The sequence below is a fragment of the Rhizobium sp. BK112 genome (assembly GCF_014193215.1).
In the GTDB taxonomy this organism is placed as follows: Bacteria; Pseudomonadota; Alphaproteobacteria; order Rhizobiales; family Rhizobiaceae; genus Rhizobium; species Rhizobium anhuiense.
This window is the reverse complement of sequence record NZ_JACHYZ010000020.1, coordinates 64,603-87,030: the sequence shown is the minus strand read 5'-3', so window position 1 is coordinate 87,030 and position 22,428 is coordinate 64,603. Positions and strand designations below refer to the sequence as shown.

22 protein-coding genes and 3 pseudogenes are annotated in these 22,428 nt (G+C 57.4%); 11 read left to right on the top strand and 14 right to left on the bottom strand.

Annotation, left to right across the window (positions count from 1 at the left end; genetic code table 11):
• Positions 1 to 17 precede the first annotated feature (17 nt).
• From FHT75_RS33120 to FHT75_RS33100, 5 genes are all read right to left on the bottom strand, one after another.
• On the bottom strand, positions 18 to 695 hold the full coding sequence (locus tag FHT75_RS33120) for a hypothetical protein (RefSeq protein WP_183845582.1): 678 nt from the start codon (positions 693 to 695) through the stop codon (positions 18 to 20).
• A gap of 412 nt (positions 696 to 1,107) precedes the next feature.
• Positions 1,108 to 1,899, bottom strand: a complete 792-nt coding sequence (locus tag FHT75_RS33115; RefSeq protein ID WP_246713012.1) for a hypothetical protein — start codon at positions 1,897 to 1,899, stop codon at positions 1,108 to 1,110.
• A 318-nt stretch (positions 1,900 to 2,217) separates the two neighbouring features.
• The gene (locus FHT75_RS33110) at positions 2,218 to 2,955 is read right to left on the bottom strand and encodes a DCL family protein (RefSeq protein ID WP_183845581.1); all 738 of its coding nucleotides are present in this window, start codon (positions 2,953 to 2,955) and stop codon (positions 2,218 to 2,220) included.
• 3 nt (positions 2,956 to 2,958) lie between these two features.
• The gene (locus tag FHT75_RS33105) at positions 2,959 to 5,562 is read right to left on the bottom strand and encodes a DEAD/DEAH box helicase (protein ID WP_183845580.1); all 2,604 of its coding nucleotides are present in this window, start codon (positions 5,560 to 5,562) and stop codon (positions 2,959 to 2,961) included.
• Positions 5,555 to 6,502: a DUF1837 domain-containing protein gene (locus FHT75_RS33100; RefSeq protein ID WP_183845579.1), complete on the bottom strand. Its 948-nt coding sequence runs from the start codon at positions 6,500 to 6,502 to the stop codon at positions 5,555 to 5,557. Before FHT75_RS33100 ends, FHT75_RS33105 begins: the two co-directional genes overlap by 8 nt.
• Before the next feature lie 161 nt (positions 6,503 to 6,663).
• Here FHT75_RS33100 and FHT75_RS33095 point away from each other — a divergent pair, with 161 nt between their 5' ends.
• From FHT75_RS33095 to FHT75_RS33085, 3 genes are all read left to right on the top strand, one after another.
• Positions 6,664 to 7,686 carry a hypothetical protein gene (locus tag FHT75_RS33095; protein WP_183845578.1) on the top strand — a complete coding sequence of 341 codons (1,023 nt, stop codon included), beginning with the start codon at positions 6,664 to 6,666 and terminating at the stop codon, positions 7,684 to 7,686.
• Between the two features lie 170 nt (positions 7,687 to 7,856).
• Positions 7,857 to 9,587, top strand: coding sequence for an ATP-dependent nuclease (locus tag FHT75_RS33090; RefSeq protein WP_183845577.1), 1,731 nt, complete (start codon positions 7,857 to 7,859; stop codon positions 9,585 to 9,587).
• Positions 9,577 to 11,019, top strand: a complete 1,443-nt coding sequence (locus FHT75_RS33085; protein WP_183845576.1) for a UvrD-helicase domain-containing protein — start codon at positions 9,577 to 9,579, stop codon at positions 11,017 to 11,019. The genes FHT75_RS33090 and FHT75_RS33085 overlap by 11 nt, the downstream gene beginning before the upstream one ends.
• A 301-nt stretch (positions 11,020 to 11,320) precedes the next feature.
• On the opposite strand, the gene FHT75_RS33080 is transcribed toward FHT75_RS33085, so the two are convergent.
• The gene (locus tag FHT75_RS33080; protein WP_183845591.1) at positions 11,321 to 11,965 is read right to left on the bottom strand and encodes a TetR/AcrR family transcriptional regulator; all 645 of its coding nucleotides are present in this window, start codon (positions 11,963 to 11,965) and stop codon (positions 11,321 to 11,323) included.
• Positions 11,966 to 12,053: 88 nt separating this feature from the next.
• Here FHT75_RS33080 and FHT75_RS33075 point away from each other — a divergent pair, with 88 nt between their 5' ends.
• Positions 12,054 to 12,827 (top strand): SDR family oxidoreductase, encoded by a 774-nt coding sequence (locus tag FHT75_RS33075; RefSeq protein ID WP_183845575.1) that lies wholly within the window; start codon positions 12,054 to 12,056, stop codon positions 12,825 to 12,827.
• Positions 12,828 to 13,158: 331 nt separating this feature from the next.
• Here the strand turns inward: FHT75_RS33075 and FHT75_RS33070 are convergent, their stop codons facing one another.
• Together FHT75_RS33070 and FHT75_RS33065 are read right to left on the bottom strand one after the other, a co-directional pair.
• Positions 13,159 to 14,088: an aldo/keto reductase family oxidoreductase gene (locus FHT75_RS33070; protein WP_183845574.1), complete on the bottom strand. Its 930-nt coding sequence runs from the start codon at positions 14,086 to 14,088 to the stop codon at positions 13,159 to 13,161.
• 333 nt (positions 14,089 to 14,421) lie between these two features.
• A complete protein-coding gene (locus FHT75_RS33065; protein WP_183845573.1) occupies positions 14,422 to 15,201 on the bottom strand; it encodes a hypothetical protein in 780 nt (259 codons plus the stop codon).
• 411 nt (positions 15,202 to 15,612) lie between these two features.
• Here FHT75_RS33065 and FHT75_RS33060 point away from each other — a divergent pair, with 411 nt between their 5' ends.
• Positions 15,613 to 15,777, top strand: coding sequence for a hypothetical protein (locus FHT75_RS33060; RefSeq protein ID WP_183845593.1), 165 nt, complete (start codon positions 15,613 to 15,615; stop codon positions 15,775 to 15,777).
• Here the strand turns inward: FHT75_RS33060 and FHT75_RS33055 are convergent.
• The 3 genes and pseudogenes from FHT75_RS33055 to FHT75_RS33045 form a co-directional block, all read right to left on the bottom strand.
• Positions 15,728 to 15,922 (bottom strand): annotated as a pseudogene (locus FHT75_RS33055) (SDR family NAD(P)-dependent oxidoreductase); the annotation flags it as partial. The gene FHT75_RS33060 and the pseudogene FHT75_RS33055 sit on opposite strands and share 50 nt — an antisense overlap.
• A gap of 682 nt (positions 15,923 to 16,604) precedes the next feature.
• Positions 16,605 to 16,868 (bottom strand): DUF982 domain-containing protein, encoded by a 264-nt coding sequence (locus FHT75_RS33050; RefSeq protein ID WP_183845572.1) that lies wholly within the window; start codon positions 16,866 to 16,868, stop codon positions 16,605 to 16,607.
• Between the two features lie 100 nt (positions 16,869 to 16,968).
• Positions 16,969 to 17,208 carry a DUF982 domain-containing protein gene (locus FHT75_RS33045; RefSeq protein ID WP_183845571.1) on the bottom strand — a complete coding sequence of 80 codons (240 nt, stop codon included), beginning with the start codon at positions 17,206 to 17,208 and terminating at the stop codon, positions 16,969 to 16,971.
• A 193-nt stretch (positions 17,209 to 17,401) separates the two neighbouring features.
• Between FHT75_RS33045 and FHT75_RS33040 the strand changes: the two genes are divergently transcribed.
• Both FHT75_RS33040 and FHT75_RS33035 read left to right on the top strand, forming a co-directional pair.
• A complete protein-coding gene (locus FHT75_RS33040) occupies positions 17,402 to 17,602 on the top strand; it encodes a hypothetical protein (RefSeq protein ID WP_183845570.1) in 201 nt (66 codons plus the stop codon).
• Between the two features lies 1 nt (position 17,603).
• Positions 17,604 to 17,809 (top strand): annotated as a pseudogene (locus tag FHT75_RS33035) (hypothetical protein).
• A gap of 22 nt (positions 17,810 to 17,831) precedes the next feature.
• On the opposite strand, the gene FHT75_RS33030 reads toward FHT75_RS33035, so the two are convergent.
• The gene (locus tag FHT75_RS33030) at positions 17,832 to 18,347 is read right to left on the bottom strand and encodes a hydrolase (protein ID WP_183845569.1); all 516 of its coding nucleotides are present in this window, start codon (positions 18,345 to 18,347) and stop codon (positions 17,832 to 17,834) included.
• Positions 18,348 to 18,610: 263 nt separating this feature from the next.
• On the opposite strand from FHT75_RS33030, the gene FHT75_RS33025 reads away from it, so the two are divergent.
• The 4 genes and pseudogenes from FHT75_RS33025 to FHT75_RS36145 form a co-directional block, all read left to right on the top strand.
• On the top strand, positions 18,611 to 18,979 hold the full coding sequence (locus tag FHT75_RS33025; protein ID WP_183845590.1) for a nucleotidyltransferase family protein: 369 nt from the start codon (positions 18,611 to 18,613) through the stop codon (positions 18,977 to 18,979).
• Positions 18,980 to 19,018: 39 nt separating this feature from the next.
• Entirely contained in the window at positions 19,019 to 19,177 is a 159-nt protein-coding gene (locus tag FHT75_RS33020; RefSeq protein WP_183845568.1) for a hypothetical protein, read from the top strand.
• Positions 19,178 to 19,361: 184 nt separating this feature from the next.
• The gene (locus FHT75_RS33015; protein ID WP_183845567.1) at positions 19,362 to 19,652 is read left to right on the top strand and encodes a hypothetical protein; all 291 of its coding nucleotides are present in this window, start codon (positions 19,362 to 19,364) and stop codon (positions 19,650 to 19,652) included.
• 6 nt (positions 19,653 to 19,658) lie between these two features.
• Positions 19,659 to 19,763: pseudogene (locus tag FHT75_RS36145) on the top strand (cysteine hydrolase); the annotation flags it as partial.
• A 109-nt stretch (positions 19,764 to 19,872) separates the two neighbouring features.
• Here the strand turns inward: FHT75_RS36145 and FHT75_RS33010 are convergent.
• Together FHT75_RS33010 and FHT75_RS33005 are read right to left on the bottom strand one after the other, a co-directional pair.
• Positions 19,873 to 20,574 carry an acid phosphatase gene (locus tag FHT75_RS33010; protein WP_183845566.1) on the bottom strand — a complete coding sequence of 234 codons (702 nt, stop codon included), beginning with the start codon at positions 20,572 to 20,574 and terminating at the stop codon, positions 19,873 to 19,875.
• Between the two features lie 513 nt (positions 20,575 to 21,087).
• Entirely contained in the window at positions 21,088 to 22,401 is a 1,314-nt protein-coding gene (locus tag FHT75_RS33005) for an HlyD family type I secretion periplasmic adaptor subunit (protein WP_183845565.1), read from the bottom strand.
• Between the last annotated feature and the right edge of the window lie 27 nt (positions 22,402 to 22,428).

Below are 22,428 nucleotides of genomic sequence, written 5' to 3'. Positions count from 1 at the left end.
TCCGTACGTGAGTTATTCTAGGAGCGGCTGGTAAGGTTATCCGTGTTCATATTACCCAATTCTTCCAATGTCGTCGGCATGGCCGGCGGCGCGGGAGCAATCGGTTGAGGAGGCAACACCATTGCCGAGGGGGTCGTCGAAAGTGGAGGGCTTGGCGTAGGAGGGACCAGCGCCGGAGGTGGAACGACAACCTGGTCGATCATATCGTTCGCACCGATGTCGATGGCACGCTCAAGCAGAGCATTGTAGTTGGCCTCGACGAGGCCGGGAGTCTTCTTTTCGTGGTGGAAGCGGATTACGCGGTGCGGATTCCACAGAATGACGTGGCTAATCGCCCCGGAGCGGCCCGGCTTGATGTCGATGAAATTCAGCGACTGCAGAAGCTGCATCCGGCCGCTCCAAGTGTAGACGGCGCGCTGTCCTGTAAAGCCAGCTGCGTGGGCCATCTCCTGATGCTTGGAGACGTTCACCATGGAATTGTCCCAAGTCTCGCACCAAAGGCCCAGATAAGTTGCGGACAGCGGCTTGCCGTTGCTGAGATCGTCCATGATCTGGAGGATCAGGGGCATAGTCTTCGGGATGGTGGCGAAGCCCTTGTTTGCCTTGCGATGCCACAGCCAGGGTTCTGCGCCAGGCCAGAGCTGTTCACGCTGTAGTAGCTGCTTTTTTCCGATAGTCGATCCGTCTTTTACCATATCCATTCTCCTGAAAGGTGGGTGGGCCGGTGTGGACCCGGCCCTTTGTCGGCCTGCAAGAAGTTTGGACCCCCTTGCGTCGATGACCTTATCCTTAAGGTAAAAGCAAAAAACAATAAAATCAATGACTTAGTTATTTACTCATGTAAGATGAGTTTCTAAATCTATCATTTCATACCGCTAGGTTTTCGCAAGATGGTGCATCTTACTATTGCGAGTTGACACGTCTGTGACGGGGTTTTCCGAATTCGTTAATGATTTCAATCGTTTGTGAGGCCGCTCATAGTGCTCGCGGTACTCCACGTGCTCCATGTGCTACACTGTGCTTCATGTCCTCACCGGGATGGTCCGGAAGGGAGATCTATGCCAGCAGCCAGTAAAGTTCTTCCACCGTTAAACGAACGGATGTTCGCTAGCCGGCCGCCTTCTCCCTCTCCGCGATCGGCTTATCCAAGGGAGCGTCTTCGATATTTATCAGGCCCTCTTCTTCCAGCTTCGCAATAGCAAGAAGCATCATCTTCTCCTCGTCTTCCGAGGCGCCGCCGAGGCCGATGGCATTATGGATCTCGCTCGTGAGCCTGCCCACGAGCACGATGTAGCAGACATGCAGCGAGTAAAGGTTCCGCGCCAAGTCTTTATGATAGATTGGAAAAGCCGACGGTCCGCGAAGCTCGCCACGCTCCATTTCGACAATGTCGTGGAGCAGCTGAGATTGGGATACATGTGCCGCACCGCTCAGATCACCGTAAACCTTGCCCATGTTCTTTAGGACTCCGATCGTGGCGTGCGGTGTTTTCCCATCGTGGCGTCGACCGATTCCCAGCTCTTGGATAGCTGAAATTATCTCGTGCTCTTGGCGAAGAAGGGTTGCTGCTTGGACGTAAAGACCTTCCACAATGGCTTCCTCGCAGAGATGTATACCCTGCAGGAAATGCGACAGCAGATTGATCTGCTGGCTCGCTTTCGGATCCTCTTTGATCTTTTTTCCGGCGCTGCGTGAAACAAGATTCATAAAAGCGCTGCAGGCGAATGCGTGCGCTTCCGTCAGCTTTATGTCGTTGTTCTTGAAAGTCTCTCGATTGGCCTTGCACCGCTCGATGTGATTTCCTCCAACGATCGATACCGGCATGAGAGCCTTCTCACCCCAGTTGTTAAGAGCCCCGACCATGTCGTCACCAAACTTCAGCTCCCGCTTCTTTTCCATCCTACTGCCTCTTTGCCTTCGCCTACCGCCCCCAGACGGCGGGAGATCCTCTCTCGGGCGTATCGCTCTGTCCGTGTGTTGATCTCAAACTCTCCGTTACGGGCAAAGATCTGCTTTGTGGCATTCTTTGCTATGCTCGCATTTCATGTCTGTGACCTGGTCGTGCGCGCAACCGACAGCTTTAGCTCTTGTGCATGACCAGAAACGATCTGAGCGTAAGCTGCCACCACCGCTTTCTGCGCATGATCCCGGATATTGACTTTCCTGCCCAGCGTCCGGTAGCCATTCTCATTGGCAGCATCGTTCTTCTAATACTTGCTATCGAAAACGAAGCGGCCGATTAACGGTGATTGCTGCGGACATGCTTGTTGGAGGTCTGTCCTTGCCGACGATCCTGAGAACGGCCCGGTCGTGATGGAAATTCAGAAACTCGCGACCAATCGCGTCATCTGCGAAGTGGGTTGATATTTGGGCGTCGGCCGACGCGGTAAGTATACCAGGTGGGACAATGTCCCCCCAGCCTTTGGATTTCCGGAATTCCTTGACGATGATCCCGAAAGGAGGGTGAGCATGGCTGAGCTGCGCCTCGGAATATGCAACGAGGTTGCCGGTGATATCGCACGCGATCAGTCCGTCAGCATCGGCGAAGTGGTCGAACTGTTTCTGCTTCATACCCAGCAAGTCGCGCGACACAGCATTATGGCAGGCTACCGAGAATTCCTCTGCGTCGCTCTTAGGACGGCCGACGACCGCTTGGACGTAACTGAAATCCGTTGGTGTGCCGTCCACCCGCACGACCCAAAATCCTGGGCTCGACCAACCGTCTCCTTTGTTCAACCGCCTCTCAAACCGCTTTATTCCGGCGCCGATTTTTGAGGGACCGTCAGAAACGAGTAGGTCGAAACGCTCCAGAAGCGCCGACAGATCGATGTGGTCCTGATAATCCGATATGTGGTCGCCATCGCGATAGCGCGCTAGCATATCTCGGAAATGCTGCTCAGCAGCCTTTTTGGTCTTCCATATCCGACCGTTCGACAGCTCCACCGACTTTGCCATCTGCTACTCCTTCAACAACGCTTTTGTGAGGACTTTCTCGCGTACCTCGCGGACGACGATTGACGGCAAGCCGATGGCATCCAACTGGTCACGCCGTTCAACGACCCATTGAATACACGCCGCCTCGTCGAGGTCATCCACGGCCACAATTTCGTAAAGCGCCACCGCGCCAATGCGTGACATGCCAAGCTCCATCAATGAGCGCAGGGTCACGGAACTCACGCCAAATTCCAGGGCAACGCCGATATCTAGGTCGCTGTCGATCAGGTCTTCCCGATTTATTGCCTTCAAATGCTGGTTCAACACATCGACATACGCAGAGAAATACCGAGGAGCTAAGAAGCGAGCCGTGCCTTCAATCATCTCAAGCGTATTTCGAATGATGCCGGCCGTATCGACCTCACCGTCGCGGCGTTGTAGATACTCGATCCTCTTGCGTATGATCGTCGGCAAAGAGAAGCCCTTGAGCCACTGCAAGACTGTCAGCGCATGCAAGGGTATCAGCGTTTTCGGCAAGAAGACGGTAAGGACGTTGTCATTGATCCTCTCCATCATGTTCGAAAAGCGGTCATATGCATCATCACTCTCGGATGGTGCAGGCAACATGTCTTCAGGCGGACCCGGGTAGCTACGAAAGAATTCCAGCAACCTCTGCAACCCGATCAGGCTTACACCGGGGTTTCGAGCGCCAGTGTCGGCCGCGACATCGAGACCCACTGTCGCTTTGGCGAGTGCTTGTTCGAGACGTTGCAAGTTGGCGACGGGCTGGCGCTTCGCCCACGGCGCACCCATCAGAGAGCGATCGCGAATGAAAGCCGTCGTCAGATAGGCGCCCACCTGCTCGAAGGCACGAACCTGTGCGGGGTCAAGGTCCACACCCAATGGTCGCTGCTCAATGTAAGCGGCGAGCTCTTCGAGTTTCGAAAGAGCGGTATCTGTCTCTCGCCGGATCGGATACCGGGTCCGCTGTGGAACGCCGGATGGCCACGCTTTTTCATCGGAAGCGTCGATGCAGATGATGTTACCCTGGAATTCGTCTCCCCATCTGCCAGCCCTGCCAGCAAGGTTCCAGAAATCCTGCGGCTCCATGGGCGTCTTTTTGCCTTTGCGGGGACCGCGAACCACAATGGTCCTGCAGGACAGATTGACGCCCTCTATCAGCGTGGACGTGCAGACGAGAAACTTGAGTTTTCCTGTCTTGAATAGACGCTCAACTTCCAAGCGGATAAGTGAAGGCATGTTTCCGTAGTGGAAAGCGACGCCGGCTTCCACCAATGGTGCCAACCTGTAGCTTTTGTGCACGCACTTTCGCGCAAGGTCAGCAAGGTCGGCCAGCTCCTGGTCGATCTCTTTCCTTTTCGGAAGCAACTGGCTGATGAGATCCGCGACGTCCTCGGCCTCGGCCGCCCCATTCGCGTAAACAAGCGTGCCGCCTCGCTCACCAATGGCTGCTGCAATGAAGGCGAGCCTTTTCGTCAGGGTGCCTGGCTTATTTGCAAGCGTTAGCGTCCCAAGAGGCAGGTATTCTTCATTGTGCCGAAACTTGAGTGCCCATTTAGCTGGCTTGGCCGGAACTTGGTGAGCGACCACGATGTTTTGCAACACGGTCGCCACATCGCTGTCTATCGGAATTGTTGGCGTGCTCTCCGGTGCGTCGTCGAGCAGCACTTCCGGATTCTGTGTGGCAGGGCTTACGAATGTTACACGCATCTTCGGGCTTGATCGGAGCAGGCGCTCAATGGCGTCCTGCAGGATGACACCGCGCTGTGGATCACCGATCTTGTGAGCCTCGTCGACGACAACGAGATCGATGTCGACACGCTCGTGCAACAGGTTGGCCAGAAGATGCAATCGCTCTTGGGTGAAGACGAAGACGCATCGCTTGCCAGATTTCTCGGCGGCAGCGTATTTCTGCGCCGAAGGAAGTGACGAGATCTCGATATCGAGCCCGGACTGAGCGGCGACATCAGCCAGAGACGACTCGATTTCCGAGACAAGGGCGCGCGTCGGCGCAAGGTAGACCGCCCGCCGGATCTTCTCGGTTGCTATACAATCGACAAGCCACTTCAAGACAAGGAAGGTTTTGCCAGATGCAGTGGGTGCGGAGGCAGACAGCCAAGCCCGCTCCTGACGAGCTGCGCGCCAGAACTCAAGTTGAAATTCGTTGACTGGCAAGCGCTCGCCCGTCGCCTCCAAGAGGATAGAGCTCTCGAGCTGCTTACGTTGGTCTTCAATTCTGAGCGCGACGCCGAGCCTTGCTTCCAGATCCGGCTTTAGCCGTCCGCGCTGCTCAGCCAAAACCACCGAACGGCGGTTTGACAACTTATCAAACAACACCGCGGCTGCGTCGCGAACTGGGTCTGAAGTCGGAAGCAACATCGCTCCGGTCGCGATGCGAAGGCTTGCTTCGCGGTGCAGGCGCTTCTTCGAGCGCGCAAGGATGCTCGCGGCGAACAGCAAACGCTGCCAATCAAACGTGATATCCGCCAGCGCTTGCTCCTGAGCTACATTGTCGAGCTCCAGAAGAGTGGTGACTAGGCCAAGCGTTTGTAACTCGCTGCGCAATGACGTCTCGTAAAGCCAATCTTGAAGTTCCGTTTCAGACATCAGCGCCCATCGCCTCAAGAAACGCTTCTCTGAACTTGTCGACGGAAGGAAGCGGCAGGCAGAGAAAATGGATATCGAAATGCTGAAGCTTCTCTGCGACCAGCCTTCGTCCTACCGATGTCGACCAGCCTTTAAGACCTTTCTTTGCGGCGTCCACCATATCCTCGAGCACACCTGGTCCATCGTCTTCAGGGTAGAAATCTGCATCAAAGCCAACCAACGCTACCCCGCAGTATTCGACTCTGTTCGAGAGTGGTGAACTCGTGTCGAAGAAGCGACGGAAGGCGCCCGACAATTCCGGATCGCCGAGGTCCGCCTTATCACTCAAAAGCATCAAGTCGCGCTCTCGGGATGATCCAAGATGGTCTTCCTCAATCAAAAATGGCGCCAGGGAACTGAGGCAGTCGCGAATTGCGTCAGTGGGATCCTTATAGACCTTGGATTCGCCCCAGAAGAGCTTCAATTTCCCGTCGTCGGAAACCGATGCATAGACGCCGTCGGCGCCATGATAGTGCATCCGGCTGTCAGTCTTGAGATCCATCTTGCAGAGGACGTGCGGGATACCCAAAAATCGCTCTGCCAAGAGGAACAAGAGCATTTCGCCTCCCTCACCGGTCTTGGCCAGATCAGTGAACACCGCTCTTGCTTTTTCGTGCAACGCTGCGATTGCCGATGTGGATCGGAACTTTGCATCCCGCTGCCTTGCCTCTTCGATGCGTGTCCGAGGGATGGCGTAATCGGCAGCTGCATGGCGCATGAATTCGGCGAGCCGCTTCAGCTTTACCTTGCCGTTTCCATCAGTCGCCAAACAATGGCAGTACACCGTAACCTTGTGGCCATCGATTACAATGTCACGTTCGACGAGATGTAAATGCACGCCCAACTCGTCCGGATCGCCCGATAAAATTGCGTCAAGCACTTCACCGGTGATCTCGGCCATGTTCCCCCACCCTAAAGAATCATTTGCAATTATATTGCGAATCAATCCGAGGCACTGCAAGTGTAGGGAGGCTCGTGAAAGACATTTGGCCTTATGATGTTACATTTTTCCGACCTATTCTTTTCGAGAGAGCGACTCGGCTACGATACGGTCGTTGAACCATGACAGACGCATCAACGAAAACAAAGGTTAAGCTGACTGTCATGGAGACGGTTTATCCGCCTATATCCAGCCAAGAGGCAGTATGGCTCCAGTACGTTCCCGAGGTCGAGGAGCTCTGGCGCGGGAGCGACTTTTACATGATCGGCGGTCGCGCCGAGGCAACCTTCCGGAACGTTGCCGTCGATGCCGATGCCCACGTGATGACGCTGGATTTCTTTGTCGGCGACGACTGCGTCGATGCAGTTGCCCTCAATCTGCGCGCGCTCCCCGGCGTTGCCGCAGCTCCAAGCAGTACCTACTGGATAGAGGCCGGCAATAAGCTGATACGACTCTGGGATGGGCCGGTCGACGAACCGGGATCGACAGTCCTCGAATGGTTCACGACGGAAAAGTTAATCTGGGATCGGTCACGCGGACGTTCCGGCATCACCGGTTTCGATCGCTACACAAAGGCGGCCACCTATGATCTGCTCTATGTGGGTATCGCGAAGGTCGGCGACAGCTTCGACCGCCTCATCAGCCGCGGCCACAAAGCGCGCATGGAGATCCTCTCCAACGAACCGCAACGATACCCTGGCGCACGCGTTACGGACGAGATTATACTCTTCCTATTTCGCGCTCAGCCTTTGATCATGACCACTTTCGAACCGGACCACGACTTCGAAAACGAGGACTTCAGCGGGGCTTACGATCACAAGCGTATCGTCGCCGATGCCGAGAAGGCCTTCGTCAGCCTCCTGAAACCGCAGTACAACGTCGTGAAGTTCGCCAATTACCCAAAGGGCGCGGACGGTTTGCACGGGTCCGACTATGTCCGATACGGCTACGTCATCGGTGAAACCATCACGTTTAACACGGCACATGGTCAAATGTCGGGAGCGCGAGATCCTCTCACTGGCTCCCATACCAGCGAAGCGGACAGCATCTTCGTCGAAGGTGACACAGTCTCTCTCTTCATATCCGGCGTCGACTATTCTTCGGGTGGCAAGGAAGCCTTGGCAAGCGAACCGCCGGCCGATTGAGTATCAGTGGCGCCAATACTGGGTATTCGAGTGAGCAACCCACGTCGCTTTGAAGTGAAGACAAGCGTTTGGTGATATGAAAAACTTGAAGTTCGGCTGATCCAAGTTTCGAGCGTCAAGTAGAGACGAAATTGGAACTGACCGCATGAGTCAGCCGCTGGGGGCATGGAATGCGCATCGTCTTCATCGAGATCGAGAACTTCAGAGGCATTAAGAACCTTACATGGGCGCCCGCAGCCGGTATGAACTGCCTTATCGGGCCAGGCGACTCCACCAAAACTACGATCCTTGACGCAATCGAGCTGTGCTTAAATCCGCGTTCGTATATCTTCGCCGACGATTGCGATTTCTACGATTTGAATATCAAAGATCCCATACGGATCATCATCACGCTGTCTGGGCTCCCTCCCAGCTTCATCACTGAAGATCGCTACGGCCTTCATTTGCGCGGTTGGGATCCAGTGGCCGCAACGATCATCGACGAGCCGGTCGCAGGCCTCGATGAGGCTCTCTCTATTATGGTCGTAATCGACCAATCGCTCGAAGCGCGATGGTCCATTCACAACGATCGTATAGACGCTGCCGAGATCGATCCACCGACCGTAAGGTACAAAGACGCCAAGCAGTTGGCCACCAATCGGCTAGGCCCTTTCGCCGAAAGGCATCTCGGCTGGGGCCGAACATCAGTGCTCACACGTATTGGCGAGGCGGGCGAAGGGTTCAGTCTTCAGCTCGCAGAGGCGGGCCGCGCGGCCCGCATGTCTTTCAAGGCGGCAGATCAAGGTGTCTTCAAGAAAGCCGTGGACCGCGCCGAAGAACTCAGCAAGCTGTTTGCGGTTCCAGTTCGCGGCAAGTTTACCGCTGAACTCGACGTCCAGGGTGTCAGCCTCACGTCTGGGGGTATTTCACTTCATGACGGCAGCCTCCCCCTACGCCGACTGGGCACGGGTTCCGCCCGCTTGCTGGTGTCGGCCCTGCAACATGACGCAGGCCCACCTCACATCGCGATCATCGATGAGATCGAACACGGCCTAGAGCCGCATCGCGTCGCGCGCCTCCTTAAATATTTGAAAACGCCCAAGACGAACGAAGGCGCCGGACAGCCTCAGATATTCGCCACGACGCACTCGCCGGTCGTCATTCGAGAGCTAACCGCCGCGGACATCTTTGCCGTCCGCGCAAAAGGCGGCACCACGACGGTCGCTTCAGTCGCAGCGACGGCGAAAGACCCCAACACCGCACAACGACATCTTCGAGGCACGCCCGAAGCGTTCCTCGTTCGCAAAGTCATCGTATGTGAAGGCCGGACCGAGCAAGGTCTCGCACGCGGTCTGGACGATTGGTGGCAAACGCTAGAGCAGGACTCCTTCGCTTTGCAAAGCGTCGTCGCCATCGATGGCGGTGGCAAAGACAACGCGCCGCTCATCGCCGAGCACCTCCGGGATCTCGGCTATGACGTCTTCCTCCTTCTTGATTCCGATGAGCCACCGAACCAAGACGCGCTAAAAAGAGCCAAAGACAAAGGGGCAGTCGTCCATCAGTGGCCGGACGAATGCTCAACGGAAGAACGGCTCTTCCTTGACCTACCCTGGGAAGGCGTTCGCGCCATGATCAAACTCGCAATCGACTTCAATGGACAGATCAGCGTCATGGCCGTCATGGACAACGCCTTGTCCGCCGCCGGTCAGCCAACAGTCACCGACGCAAAGCTGGGCAGTGACCGTGATTCTGCGCAAGTGCGCCGCGTTCTCGGCAAGGTCGCGAAAGATAAAAGCTGGTTCAAGGACATCACGCGGGGAGAGCGGCTCTCCACCGTGATCGGGCCAAACCTCGCAGCCATCCCCAAAACGCCCCTCGCAAAAGGTATCGTCGCGATACGGAACTGGGTCGATGGCGGATGATCAAGAAATTTCCCGGCTCGCCGCCGGCATCCGCCGTGGGAGCATCGTCGCCGCCGCTGGATGTGGCAAGACCGAACAGATCGCTCTCGCCGTTGCGATCTCTAGTCGGCGACGGCTGATCCTCACACATACGCATGCCGGCGTGGACGCAATCACTCGGCGGATGAAGAAATATCGCGTCTCGAATGACAAGTACCGCGTCGACACCATTGCTGGCTGGTGCCTGAGGTTCGCCGCTTCATTTCCGCAGCGCTCGGGGATCACTGCGACCGTTCCGACAACAGCCGCGGAATGGGACGGCGTCTATTCGGCCGGAGCACGCCTCCTCGACAGCGGCGCAGTCGACGGCGTGCTGATCGCTTCATATGGCGGCTGCTTCGTCGATGAATACCAAGATTGCACCGTGCAACAGCATCAGGTCGTTGAACGTTTGGCGAACCTTCTCCCGACATGCGTTTTTGGCGATCCGATGCAGGCGATCTTCGACTTTCGCAATCAGCAGCCCGTCGACTGGATCACTGACGTCTTCCCCACATTCGCACGTACTGCAGAGCTGCTTACGCCCTGGCGTTGGAAGAAGGAGAACAATGAGGAATTGGCCGAGTGGCTCGGCGCAGTTCGCGCCGGACTGGAGCGCAACAATCAGGTCGACCTGAGCTCCCGACCCAAATGCGTGACCTGGAAGGCATTGCCCGCCGACGCCAAACTTCACCAAAAAACGGTTGTCGGCCAGTGCCTCGAAGCGATGGACGAAAACGACCTCGGCAACCTCATCGTTATCGGCGACAGCGTCAGCGAAAATCGTAGATCCGCCCTTGGCAAGAAGCTTGCAAAACAAGGCTTCTCAAATATCGAGGCCGTTAGCTGCAAGACGCTCCATTCGGCGGCGCGCGCACTTGACGCCACGACCGGCGTCGCGCGCCTGAAGTTACTCCTCAACTTCGCCGCAAAATGCATGACCGGCGCCGAGAAAGCGGAGCTGAATAGGGTCATCGACGCTCGCCAACAGGGCCGGCGTCGCGGTCAAACGAAGTTTGGCTTTCTTTTCCCAGCAATTGACGACGTCGTCGCAACAGGCGGAGAACTGGCCATGCTGGCGTTTCTCCAGGGAATGCGGGATCGGCCTGACGCTCGTCTCTATCGACGCGAGATGTTCTACGCAATGCGAGGCGCCCTGCAGAACAAGGCGGCCCGCCAACTTGCCACTCTTAGCGACTCTGTATGGGAGGTTCAAAATCGAGTTCGCCATGCAGGTCGGCGGTTAGGTGATCGTAGCATCGGAAGCACTCTTCTGGTCAAAGGGCTGGAATTTGACCGTGCAATTATTGTTTCCTCGGAAACCATGACTAATCGGGACTGGTACGTGGCTCTCACTCGCGCCACGAAGACCATGCGCATTATTTCCATTTCTGAGAAGTTCACGACCAACTGAGTTGGCAATGCGTTGCATCTTGATGTCCAATGTCTGTACAGGGAGCGAGCGTGGTGTTGACCGAGCGGATCAGTCAGCAATCGTGGCGATCCAGGTTTAACTAACCCGTTCTCTGGTACCTGCTCCCTACAATACCCCGCAGCCATCGATGCAGCTACCACGGCACGGGTTAATGCGAAGATCCAACGATATCATGTGGATGATAAATCATAGTATTGGGCCGTTGGTTCGTATCCCATCAAGGCGCCCGTGGGCGAACCACAGATAAAGTTCTGCGACGCTTGCCGTTAGCACAAGCAGCTCACGTGTCTTCGGGCCTAACTCCCCTTTGGGTGCTACGCTTCCCAGGCCAGGCCGTGAGTGCGAGATCGACCAGCCGCTTCAGCCGCGCATTGCAGGCGCCGTCGCATGCCTGTGCAGACATGCCCTGGATAATCGCACCATAGAAGCGCGCAAGCGTATCGGTATCGGTCTGCGCCGGCAATTCGCCTTCCTCGACGGCACGGTCAAAGCGGGCTTTTAAAGTCTGCATCGACGCTTCGCGCAAGGCCGCTGTCATCCGCGCGACTGACGCATTCTCTTCCGCATGCTGCAGGGCGGCCGTCGAGACCATGCAACCTCGCGGCTTGTCCGGCTGGGTGTCACCGTCAGCGATATCGTAGAGGTAGAGGCTCAGGGAGTCGTAAGCCGGGAGGTTGGATCGCAGGATTTCCAACCGGCGGTTGTTTTCACGGGCAATGCTGAAATCGAGCGCCTGCCGGTACAATTCCTCCTTTGAGCCGAACATCGAATAGAGAGTCGGCGGATTGATCCCCATGGCCTTCGTAAGGTCGGCGGTCGAGGTTCCTTCATAGCCGCGTTCCCAGAACAAGCGTGCCGCGATGTCGAGCCCGATGTCGCGATCGAGCACGCGTGGTCTGCCTCGTTTGCGGACTGGATTCGTCATTAAAATAGCGATCCCTATTAAATAGTTGACAAGAGGCTTTCGGCTCTTACTATAGAGATCACTATTTAATTTAGCAACGGAGTGACCGATGTCCCAAAAACTAGCAAACAAGATAGCCCTCATTACCGGAAGTTCGCGCGGCATCGGCCGGGCGGTTGCTCTCGCGTTTGCGAGGGAGGGTGCGGCGTTGATTGGAGTGCACTACACCGCCAACGCGGATGCGGCGAAAGCCACCGTACGCGACATCGAGGCGCTCGGCGTCAAAGCCGTCGCCGTGAAGGCCGATCTCAGACAGGGCAAGGACGCGGCCGACAGCCTCTGGGCGCAGTTCAGCGAAGCCGCGCGTGCCGAGACGGGCTCGTCAGCTCTCGATATTCTGGTGAACAATGCCGGCATCGCGCCGGCACTGCCGTTGAAGCAGACGAGCGAAGCTGCTTTCGACGAGGTGATGACGATCAACTACAAGGCGCCGTTCTTCCTGATCCAGGCAGTGGCCGATCACATTCGTGACAACGGCCGCGTCATTAATGTCTCGACTGGGTTTACGCGGATCGCGGCGCCGACCCATCCTGCCTATGCGGCTTCCAAGGGGGCGCTGGAGACGTTAACACTGGCGCTGGCGCCTGAATTTGCAGCTCGCGGGATTACGGTCAATGCCGTGCTGCCGGGTGTGACGGAGACGGATATGAATGCCGATTGGCTGGCATCGCCGGACGCGCGCGCCGGCGCCGAAGCCCTCTCGGTCTTCTCGCGTGTTGGAAAAGCGGAGGACGTCGCCGACGTCATCGCCTTCCTCGCATCGAACGACGCGCGTTGGACGACGGGCCAGATGATTGATGCGACGGGTGGCGCGCGGATCTGATTAATCCCGACACTTCGCCATGTTTGCAGCCATTAAAACCACTGCAGAGGATGAATGGTTGACGAGGAAGCCGATTGAAGTCCGGTTTCCCGTCAGTCTGCCAAATAGGATCCCGCTCCCCGAGCGCGATCCTGTCTTCGTCAACCCGGCGGGGCACCTGTTCCAAGGTGGCGATTCATCGCTACACGGACATTAACGAATCGATATGACGCTGCCTGGTCTCGTCGTCTGTTCGCTTGCCTAAGCGCGTGCGCCGAACGCAAGCAGAGCGTTCCGAAGAGACGAGGTCGAGGCTTTGCCAGGCGACGCTGGATGCTCTTTACGAGGTCGGTTACGGCAGAACGTTGCCCGCAGCGGTGAACAGGCGATACCATTCCTGGCGCGTCAGCGGCACGGCCGATCCGGCTGCGGATTCCTTGACGCGGCCCGGATTGGTGGTGCCCAGCACGACCTGGATATTGGCCGGGTGACGGGTGATCCAGGCCACTGCGATCCCTGTCGGCGTCACACCATATTGGGCTGCCAGTTCGTCGATGACGTCGTTGAGTTCGGCGAAATTCTCGCGATCGCCCAGGAATACGCCGTCGAAGAACTTCTTCTGGAACGGCGACCAGGCCTGCAGCATCATATTGTTGATGCGGGAATATTCCAGCAGGCCATTGTCGCGGTCGATGGACTGGTCGAGCCCGGCCATGTTGGCAGCGACGCCCTGCGCCATCAGCGGCGCATGAGTGATGCTGAGCTGCACCTGATTGACCACAAGCGGCTGCTTCACCGCCGTCTTGAGCAGGGCGATCTGGCCCGGGGTCTGGTTGGAAACGCCAAAATGGCGGACCTTGCCGGAGGCCTGCAGCTTGTCGAAGGCGGAGGCGACCTCCTCGGGCTCGACCAGCGTATCGGGCCGGTGCAGAAGCAGCAGATCGAGATATTCGGTCTTGAGCGCCCTTAGGGAACCATCGACCGAGCGCAGGATGTGCTCCTCGGAGAAATCGAAGAAGCCGGGCCGTATGCCGGCCTTGGACTGGATCACGACCGCATCGCGTTCGGCGTCGGCGAAGGTCACGGCCTCGCCGAAGCGTTGCTCGCAGAGATGGCGTTCGCCGCCATAAATATCGGCATGGTCGAAGACATTGACGCCGGCGTCGCGGGCCGCCCCGACCAGGGTGGCGATTTCGGCATTGCTCATCTTGGGAATGCGCATCAGGCCGAGAATGACGCTGGATACCGGGCGGTCGGTATGGGGAAGGGTATAGGTTTTCATTTTGCTTTCCTTGGGCGAATCCTTGTCTGAATATGCCCCCTTCCATCCTCCCCTGATAGGGGAGAAACAGATCGAGGATGCGCCTCGATCGAGCCACGACGACAAGGCGGTTCTTCCCCCTCTTTAGGGGGAGGTTGGGAGGATGTACTCTTGGCTTGCAGAAAGCTCATCAATTCGCGTGCTCCGGCGCTTCCCGCGCGGTTGGCGCCGGTGGGGGAGGAGTAGGGGCCATAGCCCACGAGAGCTTGCTGAGTGAGGACGCTGGAAGCTACGACCTCGAAATCAAGCAGCGGCAACGGTGCTCCTCGCACAAATCTCAGCCGCGCTGAAAAGTCAGGAATTTTGCGGTAGCGGACTTCGCGGACGATCTGCCAGACGCTTTGTCGCATACTGAACGAGCATTGCTAGAACGGCAGCCTCGACAAAAGCGGCGGATGTCGTTTGCGCTGGAAGCGCCAAGGTCAAGCAGAGGCAGAAGGCGGCGAATGAAAACCGCCCCAAGATCATGCCGCGCAGAAGCGAAACGACAAAATCCGGCCCATATGTTCGATGGGACGAAACCGACAATACAATCCCGAGCAACGGAAAAACCGCGAGTAACCCGCTCCACGTCGCTCCGATGACTGAAGATAGCGTCGTAACAACTAAGGTTAGGACGCAGCCCACGAACATTCGGCCGACCAAATCGGCTCCAGTTAGCGGCGCGCCTTTCGCGACCACTTTTGCATCCGGGAGAAATGCCTGCCCGAACACGATGGCAAGCAGCGCCGCGCCGAGGCCATAGACTGGAGATGCCGGCAGCATTGACAGTCCGCTCGCAACGAATAGCCATGTCAGCATTCCGAGTGACAGGGAAAACAACCAGTGCCGCGATCGACAACTCCAGGCGTATGCGAAATTAAACGCCTCGGATGCAAGGATTGCTGAGAGTGACAGGGCTGCTGCCTGTGCCCCAAAAATTGGCCCATGTTCGAGGACGATCAGAAAAAGAATGGGGCCGGCGATCAATGGCAACCCTGCTAGCCAACCGGCAATAGCTGGTCCCCACCATTTGCCGGATATTGAGACGGCAAGCAGGCACAATGGAACCAGCGTCAACTTGAGGGCGAGCATACGATTCTCCGCCTGCCAGGCGGAATCCGGGACGCCCTTCGACAGGACTCGGCGACCGGATATGGATCAAGGGCGTTCTATGACGCGATGGCGGATATGACTAAAAATCGAAAAGGTGTCAATTGATCCCTGTGTCGTTTGCCACTTAACCGTGAGAATGCGCCCGTTCCGGCAGGCCTTGGCACTTAACTTGAGATTTTTTGGTGCGACATTCGGCGTCCGACTCCTTCAGATTCGGCAATAACATTTTGTGTTATTTGCCTTTTCTGACCAAGACTGGCCGAAGGCAGGCATATTGTCCACAGCGGGGAATCTCAGCCCGTATAGGCCGTCTCATGGAGAATTTCGGCGAAGCCAACTACGATCCGACTGTTGATGTAGGGCGATGGCGACCGGAGAAGAACCGGTGAGATGGAACGCGGTGAAGGCGGCGATGCCATGGCCGCATTCAACGCTCAGGTTGGCGAGATCGCGGCGGGCAGCGTGTCCATGAAGCGGGTCATTCGCTCGGCGCCGATCTACAGCGTGTCGACCGCGCGGCAGGTGATGGTGTTCTTGCCCCAGCTCTTCTTATAGTCCGCGCGTTTGCGGTCTTTTCTTCAGACCGTCCGTTGATCACTACGTTTGCGTCCTCCCTGGCGAGCTGGCTAACGATCGCGTATCCAATGCCTTCGGTCGATCCCGTGACCAGCGCGGTCTTGCCTGTGAGGTCGATCTGCATCTTCTGCTCCTGTCAGGTTGGGTCACAGAACGATGAAATGGCCAGCGGTCTCGCAACAGTCCAGTGTGCGGATCATCCTTTCGGGTAGGAAGGCCGCCCCGGCCAGAGGATTACACCGATTGGATCGATTGATGGTTGATGCGTCGAAGACCTCATTGGTGATTTGTGTCGAGGATAACGTGCCCGTTCGTGACGCGCTCAGAGGCGGCCTCCTGCGCGCCAATGGCATAAGGGTCGCGGCGTTCCGCGTCGACCGAGGAATTCCTCGGTTCTACGGAGTTGCAGAGCGCAGCCTGCCTGGTCACCAACATCCAGCTCGGCGGCATTTCGAGACAATGCCGAGAGCTTCGCCTTCGACCTTCTTCACAACGCGAACGCAGCCGATCAGGGGTTTCCGCGGAAGATCGGCGCCGGCCTGGTTCGACAACTGGGCCGCCCCGAAATTCCAGATCAGAATATCGGGGGAGGGCGTGATCACGATCCTCAATCTGGATCCGGGCATGATCCGGTGAATATGGTGCTCTTGCCGTGCTAGTCGAATGGCCGGAGGCTCTTTCGAGGCCTATTCCGTCACCAACAGGCTTCCGGACTGTTTTGAAATCCTTCGGCACATCGAGCATATAGCCGAGGCGACCGTTCTCGTAGGATCGGAAATCCAACGGTCGCGTGGCATCGAGTACGCTCAGTGAACGACGGTGATCACCGGAATGCCAGCTTCGTCGGCGGCACGGATCAGCGCTTCTCGCGCGTCCTCAGCCGACATGTCCCCATGGATGGCGTCCCGGCACGCCCTGATCGCGATAAGATATTCCTCCCCGTCGTCGATGGGCCAGCAAACCGTCAACATATTGGCCGCCTCCCAAAGGCTCGCGACAAGCTTGTATTTTTCCGGCCCACTCACAACGAGCATCAGAGGTGTGAACTCTCCGGTTGTGTGCCACTTCATGACGTTACGCCTCCCAACGGTAAATATATTAGTAACCGTGCAAGAACCGTTCCGGTGGGGTGCCGGCATAATCCAGTTTCTCACTTCAAACGAAGCGACCTTAAGTTTGGCGAAGGATGCCGGCCTCCTTCGCTGCAGCCTCAAACGCAGATCGCGCTTCCGCATCGGATCCAACACCACTCGCCGCGTCCAGGCATAACTTCCACGCTGTCGCATATTTCGCGCTTCTGTTGTCGGGCCAGTATTTCCTCAAGAATGCGACCGCCTCTCTAGCGTTCCTGATGACGTGAACACGATCATCTATCTTCAATTCGACGTTCGAGTCCCAGATGCTGATCATGGCGTCCTCCGTGGGGCGGGCTTCCCACAAACGTATATTAGGAAGTTCTGTTCCAAGCGGGCTATCCCGCCGAAATTTTGGAGGGCGGGATGATTGAAACCCGCTCATTTCTTCCGAGTTCGATTCAATTCCTACTACTCCACCAGGGAACATCTACTCGCGGCTAAGGTTGGTCTTGAGAAGGAGAACCACCATGGGAATGAACAAGCCGAAGGACGGTGCCCCAGGCACCACTGATCAATCGCCGCGTTGGGAAGGTCCTCAGGAAAACAGGCCGCCCGGCTACCTGCCTGCGAAGGACGACCCGGACCGCGCGGAAGACGCCAATGGCGAGACCAATGCCGATCCCGAGGTCAAGAAGATCTCGGACGGTCTGAAGCAGAAGGGCGAATGACATGACCGACGTCGAAAAGGACGCCAAGGGCCAGTACGCCAAATCGATCGCTGACAGGAAGGCAACGGGCGTGGTCAGCGCCAAGCCGACATGATCACCGGGTCGGAAGATGCCACTGAGCACAAGACGCCGCCGGGTAAGAAGCCGGTGAAGGAGTGGGATCTGAACTACGATCCAGGCGAGATGAACGAAGGCCGAATGCGGTAGACGGGCTCCCCGCGCATAACGATCAGTAAGAAGGCGTCGCGTCGAAACGGCGCCTTCTGCTTACTATGGTTTCGAGAGGGACCGGACGAAGTCCCTGCGCATCCACCCCGACGTCGTACTGACGGAGCAAGGGCTTCAGCTTTCCGTGCGAATGCCCATGCAGGTTGATCGACTTTTTACCCATCTGGTTCCAAGTCCGAAACGCATAGTGACACAGGACCAGGTGGTGCCCTTCGTGATGGAGTTCCGCGTAATGCTGGACGCTCTCCCAGCCGGGCGAACACGTGGTGGTGGTCGGGTCGTTGTTGCCGACGATCAGGTGCTTCCGCCCGTTCAATCTCGAAAGCAGCGCTTCGCATTCCCCCGCTCTTGCCGACATGACGTCTCCGAGGTGCCAGACCTCGTCGTCCAAACCGACGGTCTCGTTCCAACTGCGGATCAGGGCTTCGTCATGCTCGAGCATGTTGGGAAACGGTCGCTTATCCAGGCGCAGGACGCGCGGGTCGCCAAAATGAGTGTCTCCAGTGAAATAAATCATCCGCGGTATCTTGTCTTTCCGCCCGAAAGTCGACGTCCCAGGTTTGATCGACGCATATCGCAAACCCTGTCCGGATGGTAGAAGCGGTCCAAATATAGGTCCGATCAGCCCACAAATAGGTCCACATGTCGCTCGCCGATTTCATGTAAACGCCCGCAGAGGATGTTGGCAGCGCTCCTGCTTCATCCTGAGCGCGAATACGGTGCGAACGAGCTGATCTCACTCAGCGGAGGCGGAAATAGCGGCGGCCGCTTCGAGAGAAGATCGAGGCCGCATTCGCCTGCGGATCCGTTGCGCGCGGCTCCGATCGGCCGGACAGCGACGTTGACCTGATGGTCGTCGGCGACGTCGACATGTTCGACCTCGGGCCGGTTCTTCAGCGATTGCAACAGACCCTGGGCCGCGAGGAGTGGTCGGTACGATATCGAGGATTTTGGAACTTCATATCTCTTGATGATGCTGATCGCGCCGCTCGCCTCCCTTGCCATTCCATAACCCGCTCGCGTTCGTTGTTTGCGGGTCGGGCCATAACACGCGGAGCAAGAGGTTGTTCCGGGCCGCGGCTAGGGTTTGAGCCACCCAGGCTATCGTCGGATCCGCCGGAACTGTTTGACGTCTTCGAAGTTTGCTGAGCGAGACCACTGAGGTCTCTCAAAGGAGGAGTACATCACATGGCATCGACAGGCACATCACAGTCCAAGGGGGGCTCGAAGTCGGGCGGCAGCAAAAGCGCCTCGTCGGAGAAGAGCGCAAGCTCGTCTGGCAAGCAAGGAGGCTCGCACGAGCAGCACGTCAAGGCTGGCGAGCAGAGCCACAAGAATTCGAAATAGGGGAGTTCGGAGAGCGCTCGCAAATCCTGCAACTTAACGGGCGCGGATCACTCCGCGCCCGAACTTCGCCATACGATCGGCGGAGACACCTTGCCAAGCTTCACCGAGGCATCTGTTCCGGTCGGCTACCGAACCGGAACAAAGGCTCGGGGATGCTTTGAGGGGTATGAAAATGGAGGCTTCAATGCAGCTCATAGATACACAGGTCGGCGACGCGACCGAAGGCATGGTCACCGTCGAATTTCAGGGGGAGGGAGGCGAGCTCGTCTCGGTGAAGATGACCGCAGGCGACGACCTGCGAGGCGACGCAGCCATCAATCGCGCCAAGACCATGATGATTCAGCTCACCACCTTTGCGGATGATCGCGATCACTCGCAAGACGAGTGGAGCGATTCCAGTGTGAGGCCTTCCGAAGCGACGCCCGAGCATCCGGTCGTCTCGTCCTTCGGCGAGGCACCCTCTTCGGCCGCCTGACACCCGATGCTGGGCAATTGGGTCCATCTCTGCATCGACATGCAGTCGATGTTCGCGGAGGACACGCCTTGGCACGTGCCATGGCTGTCCGGTGTATCCCCAAGCGTTGAATTGAAGGCAGTAAACTCTAACAAGAGGTCATCCAAGGGTGACGATGCCTGGAAGCACCGAACCGCCGGATTTCTCGCCGGCGGTTCAAATGGATGTTTGGTCAATCGGCTCAGACGTGAGGCAGACCAAGGACCGATCGAAGTTCCTCCTTGGCGGCTTCAAATTCAGCTTTGTAGTCGTCATGGGTGCGGATCGTTTCGGCGATGACGGTGCCGGCGATGCGGCCAGCCTCGACGTCCGAAGCATAATGAATGCCGCCGACAATACGGTTATGACCATATTCCCACGCGCGTGCCATCAGCTCGGTCCTTTTCTCCGGCACCATGTTGGAAAGCACGATGCCCATCAGCGTGCCGACGGTGGTGTGACCCGACGGATAAGCACCCGACTTCGAGAGGGGGACAATCGGCTTGACTAGGTCGCTGTAGAGGTGCGGCCGCGGACGCTTCCAGAAATCTTTGGCCGGATCGACAACAGCGCCTTCTGTGGCGACGACGCGGTCGAAGAAGGCGGTGAACTTCGGCAGGTTTTCCTTGGTGAACTTGGGATTGTCGATCACGTCGGCGAAGCGCCAGACATCTTCATCCGCATCGGCGACGGCACGTGCGGCCATCTCAGGTGTGCGGGTAACCTGGATCGTTAGTATTTCAGCGAGTTCGGCCTGCATCTGCGGCGAATTATTGGCGGGCGGTGTCGGCAACAGCGAAACGAGGTCGATTTCCTTGGCATCGGAAAATGGCTTGGCATCTTCTGCTAAAACGGAAGAAGCAAGGCCGATGACGAGGGCGAGGGACAGGGCTAGATTGCGCATTGACTACTCCTTTTGAACAGCGATGCCGACGCTAGCACCCCGATATTCCGCTCGTGTGACAGTAACTTCACCAATCCCGTATGAAATGGAAACAGTGTGGCGCAAACCTCCGAGGGTTCTCGCTCTCACGCCACCGCGCGCTGCATTTGCTCATTCCGGTCAAGCAAGCCTTGATTCATCTCGCAATGCGAGGCGAGGAATTGCAGCATGAAATAAGCGGCAGGTATGCCCGACCGGCGGCACGTGCCGGTTGCCTCGCCGCTCGACGTGTCCAACCGCACCATGTGGCACTACCCCGGCCGTCCGCGCAGGGCCAAGCTGGAGACAGCGGCGACATTTTGAATTCGTAAATCTGGTCACTCTCGCTTTCGGTGATTTGCTGCTGAATGACGTTCAGCGCCGTCGGGCACAGGTGAGACCTTCTGCCCTGTCAACTGGCGCACCGCCATATTTCGATGCCGATAACGTGCCGACCGGAACTTGCTTTGTCGATGGCAATTTGCTCCGCAGACACTACTCTTCGCGGAACGTGCGCATGACCTGGTCTGTAAACGGTTTGACCAGATAGGACAGCGCCGTACGCTCTTCTGTCTGGACGAAAACCTCGACGGGCATTCCCGGCATCAATTTGTTATCTCCAAGTTTTTCCCCGTCGGTCAGTGAAACGGTTGCAAGGTAATAGGGCTGTCCGGTGGCCTTGTCGGCGGCGGTGGCCGCGGCAACGATCCCCACTTCGCCATGCAATTCCGGCGTCGTGCGCTGGTTAAATGCGGTAAAGCGTAGCCGGGCGGCCTGACCCGTCGCGATGCGATCGATGTCGACCGGGGGAATGCGCATTTCAATCATCAGATCGGCACTCTTGGGCACGACCGACATCACCGTGGCACCGGGAGCCATGATGCCGCCCAGGGTGTGAATCTGGAGATCGTAGATCAGTCCGTCGACGGGTGCGCGCACATCCATTCTTGTCAACCTGTCACGGGCCGCGATCTCGCGTTCGCGCAGTTCGGCAATCTTCGATTCGATACCGACAATTTCTGCCTGCGCCTCCTTGCGTGTCGTCTGGTCAAGGGAGAGCAGTTTCATGTTGAGTTCGCTTTTCTGGCTTGAGATCTCGGCGATACGCGCCGTCAATTCGCCAAGCGTCCCCCCTATACGGGCACGCTGGCGCAACAGGTCACGTTGATGGGAGATCGGGACAAGGCCGCTCTTGAGCAAGCGCTCCGTCTTGGCGAGTTCCTGTTCGATGATTTCGCCTTCACTGGCCGTCGATTGTTGTTGCGCTTCAAGGCCGTGCACTTGCTCGTCGAGCTGGCCGATCTGTAGTCGCAGTTGCTCCTTCTGATTACCGAGCATTCTGCGGTTTTCGTCGAAGAGCTTGGTCTCGCCGGCCAGAAGGCTGGCTGGAAGACGCGGCTCCGCAAACCGGATCGCTTGGTCGGCATCACGTTCTGCGACAAGCCGTGCATGCATGGCTTGAAGCTGCTGCAACTGTGTCTGGACGATCGTGAGCTCAACGCGTGTCTGTGTCTCATCGAGACGCAACAGGATATCTCCCTTCTTCACCTCGTCGCCGTTCTCGACCATGATTTGCGAGACAATGCCTCCATCCCGGTGCTGGACGATTTTGACTTGATCGGAAACGACCACTTGTCCATTGGCGATGACGGCACCCGACAGCTTCGCCTGTGCGGCCCAGCCGCCAATCCCGAAGACGAGTATCGAGGCGAGTACCGACGAGGCGATGACCCGCGATGAGACGTCGAAGCGTGTGTTTTTCATTGTGGTCTTGTGTTCCAATGCCAATGGTGTTCCCCCGGTCGTCATAGCGGCTCTCCCAGTGCGTTACAAAAA

Excerpts from the sequence above, each read along its gene's own strand:
- FHT75_RS33120 (WP_183845582.1), bottom strand. The coding sequence starts at position 695 with ATGGTAAAAGACGGATCGACTATCGGAAAAAAGCAGCTACTACAGCGT.
- FHT75_RS33115 (WP_246713012.1), bottom strand. The coding sequence starts at position 1,899 with ATGGAAAAGAAGCGGGAGCTGAAGTTTGGTGACGACATGGTCGGGGCT.
- FHT75_RS33110 (WP_183845581.1), bottom strand. The coding sequence starts at position 2,955 with ATGGCAAAGTCGGTGGAGCTGTCGAACGGTCGGATATGGAAGACCAAA.
- FHT75_RS33105 (WP_183845580.1), bottom strand. The coding sequence starts at position 5,562 with ATGTCTGAAACGGAACTTCAAGATTGGCTTTACGAGACGTCATTGCGC.
- FHT75_RS33100 (WP_183845579.1), bottom strand. The coding sequence starts at position 6,502 with ATGGCCGAGATCACCGGTGAAGTGCTTGACGCAATTTTATCGGGCGAT.
- FHT75_RS33095 (WP_183845578.1), top strand. The coding sequence starts at position 6,664 with ATGACAGACGCATCAACGAAAACAAAGGTTAAGCTGACTGTCATGGAG.
- FHT75_RS33090 (WP_183845577.1), top strand. The coding sequence starts at position 7,857 with ATGCGCATCGTCTTCATCGAGATCGAGAACTTCAGAGGCATTAAGAAC.
- FHT75_RS33085 (WP_183845576.1), top strand. The coding sequence starts at position 9,577 with ATGGCGGATGATCAAGAAATTTCCCGGCTCGCCGCCGGCATCCGCCGT.
- FHT75_RS33080 (WP_183845591.1), bottom strand. The coding sequence starts at position 11,965 with ATGACGAATCCAGTCCGCAAACGAGGCAGACCACGCGTGCTCGATCGC.
- FHT75_RS33075 (WP_183845575.1), top strand. The coding sequence starts at position 12,054 with ATGTCCCAAAAACTAGCAAACAAGATAGCCCTCATTACCGGAAGTTCG.
- FHT75_RS33070 (WP_183845574.1), bottom strand. The coding sequence starts at position 14,088 with ATGAAAACCTATACCCTTCCCCATACCGACCGCCCGGTATCCAGCGTC.
- FHT75_RS33065 (WP_183845573.1), bottom strand. The coding sequence starts at position 15,201 with ATGCTCGCCCTCAAGTTGACGCTGGTTCCATTGTGCCTGCTTGCCGTC.
- FHT75_RS33060 (WP_183845593.1), top strand. The coding sequence starts at position 15,613 with ATGGAACGCGGTGAAGGCGGCGATGCCATGGCCGCATTCAACGCTCAG.
- FHT75_RS33050 (WP_183845572.1), bottom strand. The coding sequence starts at position 16,868 with ATGAAGTGGCACACAACCGGAGAGTTCACACCTCTGATGCTCGTTGTG.
- FHT75_RS33045 (WP_183845571.1), bottom strand. The coding sequence starts at position 17,208 with ATGATCAGCATCTGGGACTCGAACGTCGAATTGAAGATAGATGATCGT.
- FHT75_RS33040 (WP_183845570.1), top strand. The coding sequence starts at position 17,402 with ATGGGAATGAACAAGCCGAAGGACGGTGCCCCAGGCACCACTGATCAA.
- FHT75_RS33030 (WP_183845569.1), bottom strand. The coding sequence starts at position 18,347 with ATGATTTATTTCACTGGAGACACTCATTTTGGCGACCCGCGCGTCCTG.
- FHT75_RS33020 (WP_183845568.1), top strand. The coding sequence starts at position 19,019 with ATGGCATCGACAGGCACATCACAGTCCAAGGGGGGCTCGAAGTCGGGC.
- FHT75_RS33015 (WP_183845567.1), top strand. The coding sequence starts at position 19,362 with ATGCAGCTCATAGATACACAGGTCGGCGACGCGACCGAAGGCATGGTC.
- FHT75_RS33010 (WP_183845566.1), bottom strand. The coding sequence starts at position 20,574 with ATGCGCAATCTAGCCCTGTCCCTCGCCCTCGTCATCGGCCTTGCTTCT.
- FHT75_RS33005 (WP_183845565.1), bottom strand. The coding sequence starts at position 22,401 with ATGACGACCGGGGGAACACCATTGGCATTGGAACACAAGACCACAATG.